Consider the following 17,467-nt stretch of genomic DNA (forward strand, 5'->3'; position numbering starts at 1 on the left):
CGTCAAGATTAAATTCCGAAACCCCTATCTGCGCATGCAGGTAGGGGTTTTGTTTTTGGCGCCCCACCCCCCCCTGTAGGAGCGAGCTTGCTCGCGAAAAACCCGAGAGCGCCGCGGGCTACCAGACTTCCCGCGTCATCGTTAACCTCCATCGCGAGCCAGCTCGCTCCTACAAGGTCAATTGTGAAAGAAATCACACGAACCTGACTCCACGCTTTTGCTAAGGTGCAGCTCATTTTTAACGGACTGAGTTTGCGCCCACGGATCGGCATTCTTTTCAAAGAGTTGCTGTAGAAATGCCCGAACCGATTCCCATCAAGGACCACGAAAAAGAAACACGCCTGGTCAACAAGAGACTCATGGCCTGCGCCTTGTTCGTTGCCGCCATTACCTGCGCTCTGGTGGTACGCCTGTACGTCCTGCAAGTGGTCGAGTTCGACTATCACTCGACCATCTCCGAAAACAATCGCGTCCATGTCCTGCCGATTACGCCTACCCGCGGATTGATCTATGACCGCAACGGCGTACTTCTCGCCGACAACCGTCCCAGTTTCAACCTGACCATTACCCGCGAGCGCGCCACCGATGTGAACGCCGAACTCGACGAAGTGGTCAATCTCCTGCACTTGCCTGCTGAAGACCGCTCGCAGTTCGACAAGGTGATGAAGCAGGCACGTCACCCCTTCGTACCCGTAACGCTGTTCTATGAACTGAGCGAAGAACAGATCGCCGTGCTTGCCGTTAACGAGTTCCGCTTGCCGGGCCTCGATGTCGAACCGCAATTCGTTCGACACTATCCGTTGGGCGCACACTTCGCTCATTCGGTCGGCTATGTCGGACGAATCAACGAGAAAGAATCAAAGGCGCTGGATACGATCGAGTACCGAGGCACCCAATCCATCGGCAAGACCGGGATCGAGAAGTTCTACGAGGCGCAACTGCACGGCCATGTCGGTTATGAGGAAGTCGAAACCAACGCCCAGGGGCGAGTGCTGCGCGTGCTCAAGCACACTGACCCGGTGCCCGGCGAAAACATTGTCCTGAGCCTCGACGTCAAGCTTCAGGAAGCCGCCGAGCAAGCCCTGGGCGATCGTCGTGGCTCTGTGGTCGCGCTCGATCCGTCGACCGGTGAAGTGTTGGCCATGGTCAGCAACCCGAGTTTCGATCCCAATCTGTTCGTCACCGGCATCAGTTCCAGGGAATACTCCACGCTACGCGACTCCGTCGACCGACCGCTGTTCAACCGTGTGCTGCGCGGGCTCTACGCACCCGGTTCGACCATCAAGCCGGAAGTGGCCATCGCCGGCCTCGATGCGGGTGTCGTCACGCCACAGACCCGTGTGTTCGACCCCGGTTATTACCAACTGCCGGATTTCGATCACAAGTACCGCAACTGGAACCACAGCGGCGACGGTTGGGTGGATATGGACGCGGCGATCATGCGTTCCAACGACACCTATTTCTATGACCTCGCGCACAAGCTTGGCATCGATCGCCTGCACGACTACATGGCGATGTTCGGACTGGGTGAGAAAGTCTCCCTGGACATGAATGAAGAATCCCCCGGCCTGATGCCATCCCAAGCCTGGAAGCGCGCCACGCGTCGTCAGGCCTGGTTTCCTGGCGAGACGGTGATTCTCGGTATCGGCCAAGGCTACATGCAGGTCACGCCACTGCAATTGGCCCAGGCCACGGCGCTGATTGCCAACAAAGGCGTGTGGAATCGCCCGCACCTGGCCAAGACCGTGGACGGCGTCGCGCCAGTAGATGAGCATCCGATGCCGAACATTCTGCTCAAGGATCCACGCGACTGGGAACAGGTCAACCATGGCATGCAGATGGTGATGCACGACGCCCGCGGGATTGCCCGGGCCGCAGCCGCGGGTGCGCAGTACCGTATTGCCGGCAAGAGTGGTACCGCGCAAGTGGTGGCGATCAAGCAGGGCGAGCGCTACAACCGGGAGAAAACCCGTGAGCGTAACCGCGACAATGCCCTGTTCGTCGGTTTCGCACCGGCCGAGCACCCGAAGATCGTGATTTCGGTGATGATCGAAAACGGCGAGGCGGGTGGTCGAGTCGCCGGGCCGGTCGTACGGGAAATCATGGACGCCTGGCTACTCGATCAGGACGGGCACCTGAAGCCGCAGTACGCAGCGCCCAGCAAGGCGCCAGGCGATCCACACGTCTGAATCATCATGGTTCACAGCACAGGCTCATGGATGCCGGGCACGTGCTGGAAGTTCTCGAGGAACACCGTTTCGACCGGGCCGGTGGCGACCATCGGCACGCTCCGGTCGGCGCGCCTGCAAAAAGCGTCATGCGTAGGCGATGGCTTTTTCTTCCAGCAGTTCCTCATACAACGTCGTCCATTTGCGACCCATTTCATCCGCCGTAAACAGGTTTTGATAACGGGCCTGCGCCTTCTCGCCCATTTGCGCCGCCAGCGCCGGGTTTTCCCAAAGCGTGCGCATCGCCTCGCGAAACGCCGACGGATTGCTCGGCGGCACCACCAGCCCGGTCTCGTCATGGATGTTGATGTAACTGGTGCCCGTGCCAATCTCACTGGAGATCATCGGTTTGCCATACATCGCGCCTTCAAGCAGCGAAATGCCGAAGGCTTCGGAGCGCAGGTGCGACGGGAACACGATGGCGTAGCTCAGTTGCAGCAGCGCTACCTTGTCCTCGTCCCCCAGGCGTCCGAGGAAGTGCACATTGCGTAGACCCAAGGCGGCCGCCTGGGCATGCAGTTCTGCTTCCAGTGGGCCGGCACCGACAATCACGGTCGGGTAGTCCAGGTCCTTCAGGGCATCGAGCAGGATGTGCAAACCTTTGTAGTAGCGCATCACACCCACGAACAGAAAGAACTTGTCGCCCAGCTTTTGCCGCCAGTGAGCCATTCGATCGCTGTCCGGCAGTGGGTAGCCTGCCTTGTTCAATCCATAGGGGATCACTTGGGTCTTGTGCTGAAACTGTTGCAACACATCACTGGTGTGCAGGTAATTGGGCGATGCAGCGACAATCCGGTCGGCGCTGTGCAGAAAGCGATTCATCAGCGGCCGGTAAAGCCTGAGCAGGTGTTTCTGGCGGATGATGTCCGAGTGGTACGTCACCACGCTGGGTTTTTTCAGGTCGCTGGCGAAATGCACCAGGTCCATGAACGGCCATGGGAAGTGGTAGTTGACCACATCGGCCTCGGCCGCCAGCTCGCGAAACTGTTTGAAGACGCTCCAGGAAAACCCTGTGGAGGCGAACTGGATGTCGAGCCTGGCCCGATGGACTTCATGGTGAGCGATCTGCATCGCTGCGGGTGTCGGATCGGCACTGAGTGTCAGCACCTTGCCTTCAACGCCGTGCAGGGCTCCGCTTTCGCAAAGCTGGAATATTACCTGTTCGATCCCGCCGACCGAGTCAGGCAGGTACGTCTTGAAAAAATGAAGAACTCGCATTCAATCTCCCATGGCCTGGCGGTAAGCGCTGGCCGTGACTTGCGCGCAGCGTTCCCAGGTAAAAAGCCTTGCCTGTAGCAATCCGGCTTCCCGGCATGCCTGCCAATGCGCTGGATCCTCGATCAGACGGCTCATTGCATTGCGCAAGCCGTCGGGATCATCAGGTTCAATGTAGTTACCCGCAGGGCCTGCCACTTCGGGCATGGCCGAGCGTCGAGTCAGGATGACCGGCGTGCCGCAGGCCATGGCCTCCAGCACCGGCAGGCCAAAACCTTCGTACAGCGACGGAAAAATCAATGCCCGGGCGCCGGCCAACAATTGCGCAACGTGCTCGTCAGGCAGATAGCCCAGCAAACAGACGTGACCGCTGGCCAGGGCCTGGTGCAATTCTTCGCTGAACTGCTCGCGCTGCCAGCCGGCCATGCCGACGATCAGCAATGGAAAACGCTGACGGACCGATTCCGGCAATCGGGCGTGGGCGCGTAGGGCGAGGGACAGATTCTTGCGCGGTTCAAGTGTGCCGACACAGAGAAAGTATTCTCGCGCTTCGACGCCATGGGCCTTGAGTACGGCGTCGATAGCCTCCGGGGGGCGCGGGTGGAAACGCGCGGCTACACCCAGCGGCGCGACAACGAACCGCTGCGCCGGTAGCCTGAAATATGCCTGGGCTTCGTCGGCAATGTATTGCGAGTCGGTAAGGATCAGGCTGGCCTGTTGCACGCCGTCGGCCACGCGCCGCTCGATCTCTCGCAAGCGCGCCGGTGGCTGGGTTTCGGGATAGTGCAGGTGAGTCAGGTCATGCAGGGTGATGACGGTCGGGCCGTCGAACGACAGCGGCCACAAACTGGGTTCATGGTAGAGGTCGATGGCTTGCGCTCGGCCTTGATCGAAGCGTTTCTGTTCCAGCCACCGCCGGGCTTGATAGGCCCCCGGAATCTGCCGCAGCAAGGGTGTCAGTCGGGAGTAACCGGGCATGGCCGCTTCAGGCAGCACAGAGCTCCAGCCCCAGCCGTGAAACAGCGCCAGTTCAATATCCGGTTCACCCGCCAGGGCGTTTGCCAGTTCGGCGACGTAGTGGCCGATGCCGGTGCGCGGCGCACGCAGAATCCGGGCGTTAAGGGCAATGCGCATGTTGCCTCTCTTGTACGAGCGGCACGTCCGGGAGATTGCGCAGGGTGCGTTCGGCCAATTGCGCACTGGCTTCTCGCCAGCCAATCCAGCGCCATTGCGCGACGTCGCGAGCGGCCGGGAATTGGCCGCTGCTCTCGAAACGCATGACCAGGTCAGCCAGGCTCTGTGGCTCGGCCAGATCGAAGTACGCCATGAACTCGCCACCGATTTCGCGAAAGACCGCAATGTCGCTGCCCATGGCCGGCAGCCCACGCTGCATGGCTTCTACCAGCGGCAGGCCGAAACCTTCCACAAAAGACGGAAACACCAGTGAGCTGGCGTGGGTGTAGGCATGTTCGAGGCTGGTGTCGCTCAGGTCATTGAACATGAACAGTCGTTGGTTGAGCTGCGGGTGATTGCGTATCCGGGCCAGCAGTGCATCGCATTTCCAGCCGACTCGCCCGGCAATGCACAGGCGGGCATTGGAGCCTGCCGCCCAGGCCCGTTCGAAGGCGTCCAGCAGGTAGTCGTGGTTCTTGCGCGGCTCGATGGTACTGACCATCAAGAACACCGGTTCCGGCGTTGCGAATAGCCGGGCAAGACGCGGTTCGACGGCGGCGCTGACTTCGCTCAGATCGAGTTCGGAGCCCAAGTGGAAGTAATCGAACCACAAGGCATTGGCCTTGGCCGGGCCCAGGCGGCGCTGAACCTCTTCACGCACCTGGTCACGCACCGTGGCGGAAATGGCCACGTAGCCATCGGCGGTTTGCGTGATCCAGTCGAACCACTCGTTGAATACCTGCACCAGCCGTGTGTCGTAGAACTGCGGGTGAGTCAGGGGAATCAAATCGTAGATCACTGAAACGATGCCCACACCTTCACGCTTGAGCTGTTCGGCAAACGGGAAAAAGTCGGTGTGCCAGGACGAATCCAGCAACACCAGTTGATCTCCCGGTTGATGCTGCAACGGCGCGCAACGCTTGGGCAGTTGATACTGGTTGATGGCCTCGATCGCACGCAGCGGAAGGCTGAAACAGGTGAGCGCTGTCACCCGGTAGGCCACGTGCAGCAAACGCTTGACCAGCCGCGAGTTGCTTCGGTTGTGCAAGCGCTGATGCAGTTGCCAGAAGCGGTGGGACAAGCGCCCGAGTCGTCCACCAAAGATCATCAAGGCATCGAAAAACGGGATGTTCAGTGCGCCGAGTTTCAGTACCCGATAGAGTTTGCCCTGCAGCAACACAACCGGGATGCATTCAACACCGTCGACCGATTCCGGCAGCTGGTTGACGACGTTGCGCACGACCCGCTGAATGCCGGAATTGACCTTGGGGTGCTGGAATACGTGGGTGCATTCCACCAATAGACGCGTCATGGCGTACTCCCTGAGGTGACCGGCGCGTTCGAGCGCGTAACGGTGGTCTTCGCCGCCAGCCACGAGCAGCCGACAAAATCTTCCTGGCGGTTGTTGATCACATGGAACACCAACCCGTAATCGCGCCACTCGAAGTTGCGGTCCAGGTGCGAATCCAGGCGTGACAGGCTCAACGCCACGGAATAGTTACCCTTGCCCAGTCCCATGACGAAAGCAAAGCGATAGGTCACGCGCTCGCCGGCCTGCAGATCGGTCAGCGCCTGATCCTGGCGATGGGTGTTGATGCCATACATGGCCTGGCCCAGGCGATCCTTGATCATGAAGCCCAGCACCAGCCGCTCGATGTCCTGGCGAACTTCGACATTCACCTCCAGCACCACCGGCTGGCCGACTTCGGCGGCGTCGATGGACCGCTCATGTTTGTCGAGCAGGCGCACGTTGAGGATCCTGGCTTCACCCGTTCCTGAAATGGTACTGAGCTGGCCGCCAGCGAGAGCCTCCTGGCGCACGGTCTGTCCTTCACGCTCGGCGAGCAGGGCGTTGTAGTAATCCATGACGGCTTCGGGGCTGTCGTGCATGGCCATGTGGCCGTTTTCCAGGAGGATCGCCGAGTCGCAGATCGACTGAATCGCCGAGCGGTCATGGGAGACGATCAACAGCGTGGTACCGGCTTTGCGAAAGCTGCGGATGCGGTCGAAACTCTTGTGCTGGAAGTAGGCGTCGCCCACCGACAGCGCTTCGTCGACGATCAGAATATCCGGGCGCCGCGCAGTGGCCACGCTGAACGCCAGGCGCATTTGCATGCCGCTGGAATAGGTGCGCACCGGGTGGTCGATGGCGTCGCCAATTTCCGCGAAACGTTCGATTTCCGGCATCAACGCTTCGATCTCTTCGACCTGCATGCCCAGCAGCTGCCCGGCCATGACCGCATTCTGCCGGCCGGTGAAGTCCGCGTGAAAACCCATGCCCAATTCCAGCAGGGCGGCGACGCGGCCTTCGAGCTCAATGCTGCCGCAGGTGGGTTGGGTGGTGCCGGTGATCATCTTCAACAGGGTGCTTTTACCGGCGCCGTTGACCCCGACGATCCCTACCGATTCGCCGGGGGCGATCTGGAAGCTCACGTCCTGCAGCACCCAGTGCTGGCGATGGCGGATCGGCGAGAACGGGACCAGCCATTCGACCAGTCGACTCCAGCGGGTCGGGTATTGTTTATAGGCCTTGCCCAGGCCGGTGACGCGTATGTGCCCCATCAGAGTTCATCCACCATTTCACCGACCCTCTGCCGAAACAGCCGCAGCCCGATGACCAGGAGCAATACGCTGGCGATCATGATTGGCAGCAGTGAACTCCAGACGGGCCATTGGCCGTACAGGAAGATGTTCTGGTAGCTGGCGATCAGGTTGGTCAGGGGGTTGAGTTGCAGCAGGCGCTGCACCCAGTCGGGCAGGATGCTCATCGGGTAGACGATGGGCGTCAGCCAGAACCAGAATTGCAGGCAGATGGCGAAAAATTGCCCGACGTCGCGAAAAAACACATTCAATACGCCAAGAATGATCCCCAGCCCGGCACAGAACATCACCTGTAACGCCAGCAACGGAATAAGCGCCAGCAGCGCCAGGCCCGGCAGACGACCGGTGATCAACAGAAAGCCGAGGAACAGGGCAATGATGATCGCGAAGTTGATACCGGCATTCAACAGCACGATCACCGGCAGGCAGATCCGTGGAAAGCTGATTTTTTTCAGCAGGTTGGCGTTATCCAGAAACATGTTCTGGCTGCGCACCGTGATTTCTGCAAACAGGCCCCAGGTCAGCAGCCCGGCGCAAAGGTAGATGCTGTAGGCCATGCCGTCTTCGACCCCAGGCAGGCGCGCGCGCATGATCTGGGAGAAAATCACCGTGTAGACAATGATCATCGACAGCGGATTGAGCACGGTCCACAGGGCACCGAACAACGAATTGCGATAACGCGCCTGAAACTCCCGCTGGACGCTACCGAGGATGAACCCTCGATAGCTGCCCAGCGTGCGGTAAAGGGAAAGCAGCATTCAAACCGTCCTGCCGTATTGATCTTCGAAGCGGACGATGTCGTCCTCTCCCAGATATTCGCCGCTTTGCACTTCGATGATCACCAGGTCGATCACGCCGGGATTCTCCAGGCGATGCTTGTGACCGGCAGCAATGAAGGTCGATTCATTCTTGGCCACCAGGTGAGTGCCGGTGCCGTTGTTGGTGACCTTGGCCATGCCTTCGACCACCACCCAGTGTTCATTGCGATGGTGGTGCATCTGCAACGACAGCTTGGCGCCGGGCTTGACCACGATGCGCTTGATCTTGAAGCGCGGGCCTTCCTCAAGCACGGTGTAGGTGCCCCATGGTCGACTGACCGTACGGTGCAGGCGATAGGCCTCGTGCTCCTTGTCCTTGAGTTGCCTGGCCACCCGGCGCACGTCCTGGGCGCGGTCGGCGTGGGCCACCAGTACCGCGTCGGCGGTGTCGACGATGATCAGGTTGTCCACGCCCACGGTCGCGACCAGGCGGTTGTCGCTCTGGACGAAATTGTTGTGGCTGTCGATGAAAATCGACTCGCCGACGGCGCGATTGTTCTGTGCATCCGCCGGTACCAGCGCGGCCACCGCCCCCCAGGAGCCGATGTCGCTCCAGTCGAAACGGGCGGGCACGACGACCACCTTGTCGGAGCGCTCCATCAAGGCGTAGTCGATGGAAATGTCCATGATTTCGCCAAACAGGGCCGGTGACAGTTCCTGTTGCACGCTCCCGGCGTTTTCCACGGGGGCGCTGGCGGCCATGCAGGTTTGCGTCTGCTCCAGCAAAGCGGGCGCATGGATTTGCAGTTCGGCCAGCAGGGTGGCGACCGAGAAGCAGAACATCCCGGAGTTCCACAGGAAGTTGCCGCTTTCCACGTAATGAGTCGCGGTTTGCAGGTCGGGTTTTTCGACGAAACGCCGCACACCGGCAGCGCCCTTGTCGTCCAGTGGTATGCCGGCTTCAATGTAGCCAAAACCGGTTTCCGGAGCGGTCGGTACCACCCCGAAGGTGACCAGGTGACCGCGCCGGGCCAATGTCACGGCATGCCCGACCGCGTCCTTCAGTGCGTCGACATTGACGATCAGATGGTCGGCGGGCATGACCAGCATGATCGCATCATCGCCATGCAGGGCCTGGAGCGAGAGGGCGGCGGCGGCAATGGCCGGTGCCGTATTGCGACCGGTCGGCTCCAGCAGGAAGTGACCGCGATGGCGGCCAAGGTGCGCGTCCCGAAAGTGATCCTTGCTCTGGAAGTAGTACTCGCGGTTGGTCACCGTGACGATATCGCCCCAGCCGTCGAGCAGGTCCGCAGCACGCCGATAGGTCTTGCCCAGCAGCGACTGGCCGTCAGGCAATGCCATGAACGGTTTGGGATGGCCTTCACGCGACACCGGCCACAACCTTGTCCCGGCACCGCCGGAGAGAATCACGGGAATCAGCATGGCCTACTCCTTGGCAACGCGTTTCATGTCCGCATCCATCATCATGCGGATCAAGGCATCCAGATCGGTTTTTGGCTTCCAGCCCAGCACACGCTGGGCCTTGGCCGGGTTGCCGAGCAATACTTCCACTTCGGCCGGGCGGAAGAACGCCGGGTCGATCTTCACGTAGTCGCGGTAGTTCAGGCCGACATGATCGAAGGCGATCCGGCACATCTCGCGCACGGTGGTGGTCACGCCGGTGGCCACCACGAAGTCGTCGGGTTTGTCCTGTTGCAGCATCAGCCACATGGCTTCGACGTAATCGCCGGCAAAGCCCCAGTCACGCTTGGCGTCGATGTTGCCCAGGCGCAGTTCCTGCTGTTTGCCCTGCTTGATCCGGGCGGCGGCGTCGGTAACTTTACGCGTCACGAACTCGATGCCGCGCAGCGGTGATTCATGGTTGAACAGGATCCCGCTGCTGGCGTGCAGGTTGAAGCTTTCGCGGTAGTTCACGGTGATCCAGTGGCCATACAACTTGGCCACGCCATAAGGGCTGCGCGGATAGAACGGTGTGTTCTCGTCCTGCTGTTCAGCCTGGATCAGGCCGAACATTTCGCTGGTGGACGCCTGGTAGAAACGCGTGTGCGGACTGAACTGGCGGATTGCTTCGAGCAGGTGGGTAACGCCCAGGCCGTCGACGATGCCGGTGGTCACCGGCTGATCCCAGGAAGCCGCGACAAAGCTTTGCGCGGCGAGGTTGTAGACCTCGTCCGGCGCCGACTTGATCACTGCGCGCTGCACTGAGCAGGCGTCGGCCATGTCGCCGTCCAGGTAGACGATGTCCGCTTCGACCCCCATCTCACGCAGACGCCAGCGCGAGTCGCTGCTGCGACGCGCGACCAGACCGTGGACTTTGTAACCCTTGTCGAGCAGCAGTTTGGCCAGATAAGCGCCATCCTGGCCGGTGATACCCGTGATCAATGCACTTTTAGTCATTCTTGTCGTACTCGCTTCTCCCAGTCGGACAGGATCGCCCGCAGGGATTGTTGTGTTGTGATTTCAGGCTTCCATCCGGTGATCTCGCTCAGCCTGGCAGGGCTGCCGCACACCCGACGCTGATCGGCGCGGCGAAGTCGCGCAGGGTCCTGGACGAGTTGCAGGTCGACCTCGGCAAGATCTGCCAGTTGTTCGATCAAACTGCGAATGCTCTGCTCGTGCCCCGAGCAAATGTTGTAGACCTGCCCCGGCGTGCCTTTTTCCAGCAAGGCCAGGTAGGCCGAGACCACGTCCCCGACATCGAGGAAATCGCGCGTGACGTCGATGTCCCCGACTTCCAGTTGTGGCGCTTGCAGGCCTTGTCTGATCCGGCAGATCTGACGGGCGGCGCTGGCGATGACGAAGCTGTCTTTCTGCCCGCTGCCGATGTGGTTGAACGGGCGGGCGACCAGTACGGGCCAGCCTTCGCTCAGGCCCCACTGCAAACTCAGGAACTCTGCCGACAGTTTGCTGACGGCATAGGGATTGCGCGGGCAGGGTGGCTGCAATTCGGTGATGGGCAGATCGGTTTCAGTGACCTGGCCATAGACATCACCGGAGCTGACGTACAGAAACGTGCCGGTGAATCCGCGTGCCTTGAGGGCTTGCAGCAGGTTCAGGGTGCCCAGCAGGTTGGTATTGAGGGTGCCCGCCGGATCACTGAAGGCTTGCGGGACGAAAGTCTGGCCGGCCAGGTGAATCACCGCATCGGGCATGTCCGGCCACAGGCCTTCGAGACTGTCCGGCGCAGCGAGATCGTAGCGGCAAGGAGCAGGCAGAAGCTCCCATTGCGAAGCATCAGCCTGCAAACGCGATTGGATGTGTTGTCCGACGAATCCGGTCAGACCCGTGACAAACAGACGTCTTTTCAAACAGCGACCCCTTGGTCATGCATTTCATCCAGTTTCCACAGGCTTTACGGAAAGGTTTCACGAGCCGATAGGATCGCTCGAAAGTCGGGTGAAATGTTTGTTGTAGTTGTTTGGTAGCCAATCTGTGCCATTTGCTCGGCAATTTCAACAGGTCCAATCGTGACCGGTCAGTTCTCGTCGGCGTAGCCCGATTTATTCTCGTCGGGCGGTTCACGAATCCTCGACGGATGTGGTTAGAATGCCCCTCGTCACGATTATCCGGGGTTCGGCAGCGTCGCTTCGAAACTGCGGGAAACTGACCACTAAAACAAGAACGAAGGCGGGCAGGAAGACGATGGGCGAGCACCAGTAGACACTGGCTCGAACCGTATCCTCCCCGTCATGGCGTGAGGCTGCCGGGATGGTGGCGTCACCGTGGGATACCATGAATTTTATTCTTTACTCCGACGTCAACGACAGCTCCATCAGCCAGAGTCTCGGCCGTCCCGAGTACAGTTACTACTTCGTGCTCAAGGCGTATCGCCCTGTGCTCGAAAGCCTTGGGCGAGTGCATGTGGTGTCCTCCACCGCCGAGGTCGATCCGCTCTACAAACAATTGCTGGCCGCCGGCGAAGACAGTCTGTTCCTGTCATTTACGCCACCGCAGAAAACTCCGAACGACCTTGAGTGCCCGACGATCTGCGTGGTGGCCTGGGAGTTCGACTCGATTCCCGATGAACAATGGGATAACGATCCGCGTCAGGACTGGACGCAAATGCTGGCGCGGCATGGCCGGGTGATCACACTCTCCAGTCATACCGCCCGGGCGATTCGCCGGAGCATGGGCGAAGACTTCCCGGTATTGGTGTTGCCGACGCCGTTGTGGGAAAACTTCGCCGACATTCGCAGTCGCCACACCAGCAGCCCGATCAGCGCCGGCTCGACCCTGGACATCAAGGGTTGCATCTTCGATACGCGCACGCTCGGGCTGAGCGCCGATGCCCTGATTCCCGTCGTGCCGACCGCCGAGGAACTGGCGGCACTCGAGGCCGAGCTGGAGGCATTGAAACCGCCACCGCTGACGCTCAAGCGCCGCTTCGTGATTGCTCGCCATTACCTGCATATGTGGCGCCTGGACAAAGGCAAATCGCTGCCGGTTCCGGTGCATCGCACTCATTTTCTCAGCCAGTGGTATTGGGAAGGGATTCGCGACCTGTTGTCGCAAGCCGCCCATGAGCGTCTCGCTGAGTGGTTGCCGGCCATCGCCGGCCCGCAGACGATTGCCGTACCCGAGCCAGAACCGCGCAAGTGGCCGGACACCACCGCCCAGGTCGAAACGCAGGTTGACGGTGTGGTGTACGTCACCGTGTTCAACCCGCGTGACGGTCGCAAGAACTGGCATCAACTGATCAGCGCATTCTGCTGGGCGTTCCGCGAAACGTCTGACGCGACGCTGGTGCTGAAGATTACCCAAAGCGATCTGTCGTCCTACCACGACGAACTGATGACGTTGCTCGCGCAGCTTTCGCCGTTCGCCTGTCGGGTGGTGGTCATGCACGGCTACCTGGACGACCCGCAATACGCCCGGCTGTATGAAGCAGCCAGTTACTACGTCAATGCCTCGCGCTGCGAAGGGCTGTGCCTGCCGCTGATGGAGTTCATGGCCAGCGGCAAACCGGTGATTGCCCCGGATCACACGGCCATGGAGGACTACATCGACGAGCGTGTGGCGTTTGTGGTCAAGTCCAGCGAAGAGCTGACCATCTGGCCGCAGGACACTCGCATCCTCTACCGCACCCTGCGTTACCGGCCGGATTGGGGTTCACTGAAAACCGCTTACGAAAACAGCTACCGCCTGGCCAGGGAACAACCGCTGGAGTATCAGCGCATGTCCCGCGCCGCTGTCGAGCGCATGCACGATTACTGCGCTTTCGCCCCGGTGCAAAAACGCATGGCGGATTTCTTCGGGCTGGCGCCACAGGCTTTGCCGACAGCAACCGTGACGGATAACGCCCCATGCTGATCATCATTCATTCGGAAACCAACCAGCACACCATTGCCCAGAACCTTGGCCGCTCGGAGTACAGCTATTACTTCGTGCTCAAGGAGTACCGACCGGTGCTGGAACGGCTGGGGCGTGTGGTAGAAGTCAGCGACCCGCAGACCGAAGTCGATGCCCTGTACCTGGACTGTCTGTCCCGTGGTGAGGCGTGCGTGTTCCTGTCGTTCTCGCCGCCGCATCGTACGCCGGTCAATCTCGCCTGCCCGACGCTGCCGGTGTTCGCCTGGGAATTCAGCACCATTCCCAACGAACCCTTTGCCGGTGACCCGCTCAATGACTGGCGCACGGTGTTGCGGGCAGCAGGGGCGGCAATTACACATTCCAGCTACACGGTGAATGCGGTGCGCGAGGCGATGGGCGCCGACTATCCGATCATTGCGGTACCGGCCCCGGTTTGGGACCGGTTTTCCGAGCGCGGCGCCCACTTGCAACGCCAGCCCCTGGCCAGTCAGGTACGGTTGAAGCTCAAAGGGTTGCTGGCAGACAGCCGTGAACTCGACTTGCGAGCTTTCGGCCCCGTGGCAACTCGCGAAGGTGTGGGGATTGATTTCCAGGCCCCGCCGAGTGAACACGAACTGGTCCTCGATGGCGTGATCTACACCTCGGTGTTCAACCCCGGTGACGGACGCAAGAATTGGGAAGACATGCTCAGCGCCTTCTGTGTGACCTTTCGCGAGGTGGACGACGCTACGCTGGTGCTCAAGTTGACCCACCACGATGCCGAAGAAGCGCTGACGGACATCCTTCACCACTTGTACAAAAACCAGTCCTACCGCTGCCGGGTCGTGCTGATCTACGGCTATCTGGCTGACGCCGACTATGAGCAGCTGGTGCAAGCCACGAGCTACGTGGTCAACACCTCCTATGGTGAAGGCCAATGTCTGCCGCTGATGGAATTCATGTCCTGTGGCAAACCCGCCGTGGCGCCACGGACCACGGCGATGATCGATTATCTGGATGCCGACAATGCATTCCTGATCGACTCCACCGATGAACTGACGGCCTGGCCGCATGACCCGCGCCGGGCGTTTCGGACCTTGCGCTACGTCACCAATTGGGCGTCGTTGTGCAGGGCTTACCAGGCAAGCTATGACGTGGCCAAGGGTGATCCCTCGCGTTATGCACAGATGTCCGTGCACGCAGTGGCCAGCCTCCGGAAGTTCTGCAGCCAGGCCACCGCCGAGCAGCGGCTTGGGGTATTTTTCGAGCGCCTGTTCGAGCGCGGCGCCGTGGAAACCCCCGAGGCATGATTCGCGCATTGGTCAGACGTTTCTTCCCAGAGACGAAACCCGAGTCCCGGCCCGCGCCGTTGCCGGTCGAGCCATCCCCTGTGTCGCCAAGGGATGTGGGCTTGCACGATGCCATGCATGACGGCTGGTTTTCGGGCGACAGCGGCGAATTGCTCAAGGGCTTTGCCATCACCGCCGACGACACCTTGCTGGATGTCGGTTGCGGTGAAGGCGTGGCGACGTTGTTCGCGATCCGCCAGGGCGCATCGGTGATCTTCACCGACAGTGAGTACGACAAGGTCCGCGAACTTGCCCGGCAAGTGGCCGCACAATCGGACAAAGCCAACCTGGGGCTGGTCAGCAACAGTTTGCCGCTGCCATTGGCCGCGGGCTGCGCCAGCAAAGTCGTGTGCATGGAAGTGCTCGAGCACATCGATCAGCCAGAACCCTTCATGGCCGAACTGGTGCGCATGGGCCGCCCCGGTGCGCTGTACCTGCTGAGCGTGCCATCCCCGGTGGGCGAGCATTTGCAGAAAGGCATCGCCCCGGCCAGCTATTTTCAATCGCCCAATCACGTACAGATTTTCAGTCCCGAGCGCTTCGCCGCGCTGGTGGAAGACGCAGGCCTGGTCATCGAGCATCGCCAGGCATCCGGGTTTTTCTGGGTCATGGGCATGATCTTTTTCTGGGCCAGTGAGCGAGCCGCCGGCCGGGATCTGGGCGGTGCGGTGCGCGACCGGATCCAGGCGCCGTACCCGCCGCTGATGGAGAGCTGGGCGAGAACCTGGCAGGACTTGCTGGCCCAGCCCGACGGATTGGCGATCAAGCGGATGCTGGATCAGTTCATGCCCAAGAGCCAGGTGATCATTGCTCGCAAACCTCACGTCCAGGAGGGCGAATGAGTCACGAAAAACGGATCATGGACATCGAGTTGCTGCGCGGCATTGCGGTGCTGGGCGTGCTGTTTCATCACCTGCAGGACAGCCTGTTCGCGGCGGCCGTGCCATTGCTGCAGAACATCACGCTGTACAACCAGCCGTGGTGGGGCGTGGATCTGTTTTTCGCGATTTCGGGCTTCGTCATTGCCCGCAGCCTGATCCCGGCCTTGCGTCGCTGCACAACGCGTGGGGAATATTGGCAACAGACGCGCAATTTCTGGTTGCGCCGGGCCTTTCGTTTGCTGCCATCGGCCTGGTTATGGCTGGCGCTGATGTTGCTGGGGTGTGTTTTTCTCAACCGCTCCGGCGCGTTCGGCACGTTGCACGCGAACATTCAGGCGACCCTGGCCGGCGTCGCGCAGTACGCCAATTTCCGCTTTGCCGACAGCTTCTATCACTACGAGTACGGCACCAGTTTCGTGTACTGGAGCCTGTCGCTGGAAGAGCAGTTCTACCTGCTGTTTCCGTTGTTGATCGTGCTGTTTCGCAAGCACCTGGTGTGGGCCTTGCTGGCGCTGGTTGCCGTGCAGCTGTTTACCTTGCGCACGCCGATCCTGATGGTGGTGCGCACCGACGCGCTGGCCCTTGGCGTGCTGTTGGCGATGTGGAGCGTGCAGCCTTCGTACCGGCGCTGGGAACCGACCTTCCTGCGTCGCCCATGGGCCGGCCTGTCGGCACTGGTCATGATTTCCCTGGTGCTCGGTTTCATGGCGACGGACCGCTTCACCTTTACCCATTACCGGATCGGTGTGATTGCGCTGTTGTGCGCACTGCTGGTGTGGATCGCGTCCTACAACCGCGATTACCTGCTGCCCAAGGGCGCGTTGAAGAACGTGATGACCTGGATCGGTAGCCGCTCCTACGGCATCTACCTGATCCACATTCCGGCCTATCTGCTGGTCCGCGAATTCACCTTTCGCTTGCAGGCAGCCAACCTGCCGAACCCGGCGGGTCATCCGCTGCCGACGTTGCTCATCGCGTTCGGACTGATCGCCCTGTTGAGCGAACTCAACTACCGCTTCATCGAAATGCCCATGCGTCAGCGCGGTGCCTCGCTGGTACAACGCCTAAGCCCGTCCCGTATCGCCGTCCCATCCTCTGGAGCCACCTCATGCTGAGCCTATTGAAGAAACTCACGGCGGGCACGCCCGCGCCTGTGCAGCCAGAGACACCGCCTGCGCCAGCCGTGGCGGAGAAAGTCGACCCCTATATGCTCGGCCTGCACGACGCGATGCTCAGCGGCTGGTTCAATCAGCAAACCGGCGAACTGTTCACAGGGTTCCCGGTGACCCCTGAGGATACGTTGCTGGATGTGGGCTGTGGCGACGGCGGCAACGTGCATTTCTGCGGGATGCGCGGGGCAAAGATCATCATTGCCGATATCGACGCGGCCAAGGTCGAGGCGACCCGCCAGCGCCTGAGCGATACACCGGCCCGCGATGTCGAATGCCACGTCACCGACTGCAACCCGCTGCCGATTGCCGATGCGACCGCCACGCGGGTGGTGTCGACCGAGGTCATCGAGCACGTGGACGATCCGGCCCAGTTCCTCGCTGAACTGGTGCGCGTCGGCAAACCGGGCGCCTTGTACCTGCTGAGCGTCCCGCATCCCAGCTCCGAAGACCTGCAGAAAGACATCGCCGCGGCCGAGTATTTCCAGAAACCCAACCACATCCGCATCATCAGCGAAGAGCAGTTCAAGGCCATGGTCAGCGATGCCGGCCTGGAAGTGATCAGCCACAGCCAGTACGGATTCTACTGGTCGATGTGGATGCTGTTGTTCTGGGAAGCCAAGGTCGATTTCAGCAACCCGGACCACCCACTGCTGAACCACTGGGCAGACACCTGGCAGGCGATCCTGGCCTCGCCACGGGGCACCCAGATCAAGCAGGCGCTGGATGCCGTGGTGGCGAAAAGTCAGGTGATCATTGCGCGTAAGCCCTGATCAGCGTGCA

The 17,467-nt window shown here is 60.7% G+C and carries 14 protein-coding genes; 6 read left to right on the top strand and 8 right to left on the bottom strand.

Going from position 1 to position 17,467, the window contains the following annotated elements:
- The first annotated feature begins 296 nt into the window (after nucleotides 1–296).
- A complete protein-coding gene (mrdA, locus tag ACLD1X_RS05480; protein WP_429366465.1) occupies nucleotides 297–2,189 on the top strand; it encodes a penicillin-binding protein 2 in 1,893 nt (630 codons plus the stop codon).
- Nucleotides 2,190–2,315: 126 nt separating this feature from the next.
- Here mrdA and ACLD1X_RS05485 read toward each other — a convergent pair whose 3' ends face one another.
- Genes ACLD1X_RS05485 through ACLD1X_RS05520 form a run of 8 tightly spaced genes read right to left on the bottom strand, consistent with a single transcriptional unit; the run spans nucleotide 2,316 to nucleotide 11,304 of the window.
- Nucleotides 2,316–3,446 (bottom strand): glycosyltransferase family 4 protein, encoded by a 1,131-nt coding sequence (locus ACLD1X_RS05485; RefSeq protein ID WP_429366466.1) that lies wholly within the window; start codon nucleotides 3,444–3,446, stop codon nucleotides 2,316–2,318.
- Entirely contained in the window at nucleotides 3,447–4,577 is a 1,131-nt protein-coding gene (locus ACLD1X_RS05490) for a glycosyltransferase family 4 protein (protein WP_429366467.1), read from the bottom strand.
- A complete protein-coding gene (locus tag ACLD1X_RS05495) occupies nucleotides 4,561–5,928 on the bottom strand; it encodes a glycosyltransferase family 4 protein (RefSeq protein ID WP_429366468.1) in 1,368 nt (455 codons plus the stop codon). The genes ACLD1X_RS05490 and ACLD1X_RS05495 overlap by 17 nt, the downstream gene beginning before the upstream one ends.
- Entirely contained in the window at nucleotides 5,925–7,178 is a 1,254-nt protein-coding gene (locus ACLD1X_RS05500) for an ABC transporter ATP-binding protein (RefSeq protein ID WP_429366469.1), read from the bottom strand. The genes ACLD1X_RS05495 and ACLD1X_RS05500 overlap by 4 nt, the downstream gene beginning before the upstream one ends.
- Nucleotides 7,178–7,975 carry an ABC transporter permease gene (locus ACLD1X_RS05505; protein WP_429366470.1) on the bottom strand — a complete coding sequence of 266 codons (798 nt, stop codon included), beginning with the start codon at nucleotides 7,973–7,975 and terminating at the stop codon, nucleotides 7,178–7,180. Before ACLD1X_RS05505 ends, ACLD1X_RS05500 begins: the two co-directional genes overlap by 1 nt.
- On the bottom strand, nucleotides 7,976–9,418 hold the full coding sequence (locus ACLD1X_RS05510) for a mannose-1-phosphate guanylyltransferase/mannose-6-phosphate isomerase (protein WP_429366471.1): 1,443 nt from the start codon (nucleotides 9,416–9,418) through the stop codon (nucleotides 7,976–7,978).
- A 3-nt stretch (nucleotides 9,419–9,421) separates the two neighbouring features.
- A complete protein-coding gene (gene gmd, locus ACLD1X_RS05515) occupies nucleotides 9,422–10,393 on the bottom strand; it encodes a GDP-mannose 4,6-dehydratase (RefSeq protein ID WP_015094126.1) in 972 nt (323 codons plus the stop codon).
- Complete coding sequence (locus ACLD1X_RS05520) at nucleotides 10,390–11,304, bottom strand: GDP-mannose 4,6-dehydratase (RefSeq protein WP_429366472.1); 915 nt, start codon at nucleotides 11,302–11,304, stop codon at nucleotides 10,390–10,392. Before ACLD1X_RS05520 ends, gmd begins: the two co-directional genes overlap by 4 nt.
- Nucleotides 11,305–11,728: 424 nt before the next feature.
- Here ACLD1X_RS05520 and ACLD1X_RS05525 point away from each other — a divergent pair, with 424 nt between their 5' ends.
- Genes ACLD1X_RS05525 through ACLD1X_RS05545 form a run of 5 tightly spaced genes read left to right on the top strand, consistent with a single transcriptional unit; the run spans nucleotide 11,729 to nucleotide 17,457 of the window.
- Nucleotides 11,729–13,306, top strand: coding sequence for a glycosyltransferase (locus ACLD1X_RS05525; RefSeq protein ID WP_429366473.1), 1,578 nt, complete (start codon nucleotides 11,729–11,731; stop codon nucleotides 13,304–13,306).
- Nucleotides 13,300–14,595 (top strand): glycosyltransferase, encoded by a 1,296-nt coding sequence (locus ACLD1X_RS05530; protein WP_429366474.1) that lies wholly within the window; start codon nucleotides 13,300–13,302, stop codon nucleotides 14,593–14,595. Before ACLD1X_RS05525 ends, ACLD1X_RS05530 begins: the two co-directional genes overlap by 7 nt.
- On the top strand, nucleotides 14,592–15,476 hold the full coding sequence (locus ACLD1X_RS05535) for a class I SAM-dependent methyltransferase (protein ID WP_429366475.1): 885 nt from the start codon (nucleotides 14,592–14,594) through the stop codon (nucleotides 15,474–15,476). The genes ACLD1X_RS05530 and ACLD1X_RS05535 overlap by 4 nt, the downstream gene beginning before the upstream one ends.
- A complete protein-coding gene (locus ACLD1X_RS05540; protein WP_429366476.1) occupies nucleotides 15,473–16,630 on the top strand; it encodes an acyltransferase family protein in 1,158 nt (385 codons plus the stop codon). Before ACLD1X_RS05535 ends, ACLD1X_RS05540 begins: the two co-directional genes overlap by 4 nt.
- Nucleotides 16,624–17,457, top strand: a complete 834-nt coding sequence (locus ACLD1X_RS05545) for a class I SAM-dependent methyltransferase (RefSeq protein WP_429366477.1) — start codon at nucleotides 16,624–16,626, stop codon at nucleotides 17,455–17,457. Before ACLD1X_RS05540 ends, ACLD1X_RS05545 begins: the two co-directional genes overlap by 7 nt.
- Nucleotides 17,458–17,467 lie beyond the last annotated feature (10 nt).

It is taken from the genome of Pseudomonas sp. 18173, from assembly GCF_050432945.1.
In the GTDB taxonomy this organism is placed as follows: domain Bacteria; phylum Pseudomonadota; class Gammaproteobacteria; order Pseudomonadales; family Pseudomonadaceae; genus Aquipseudomonas.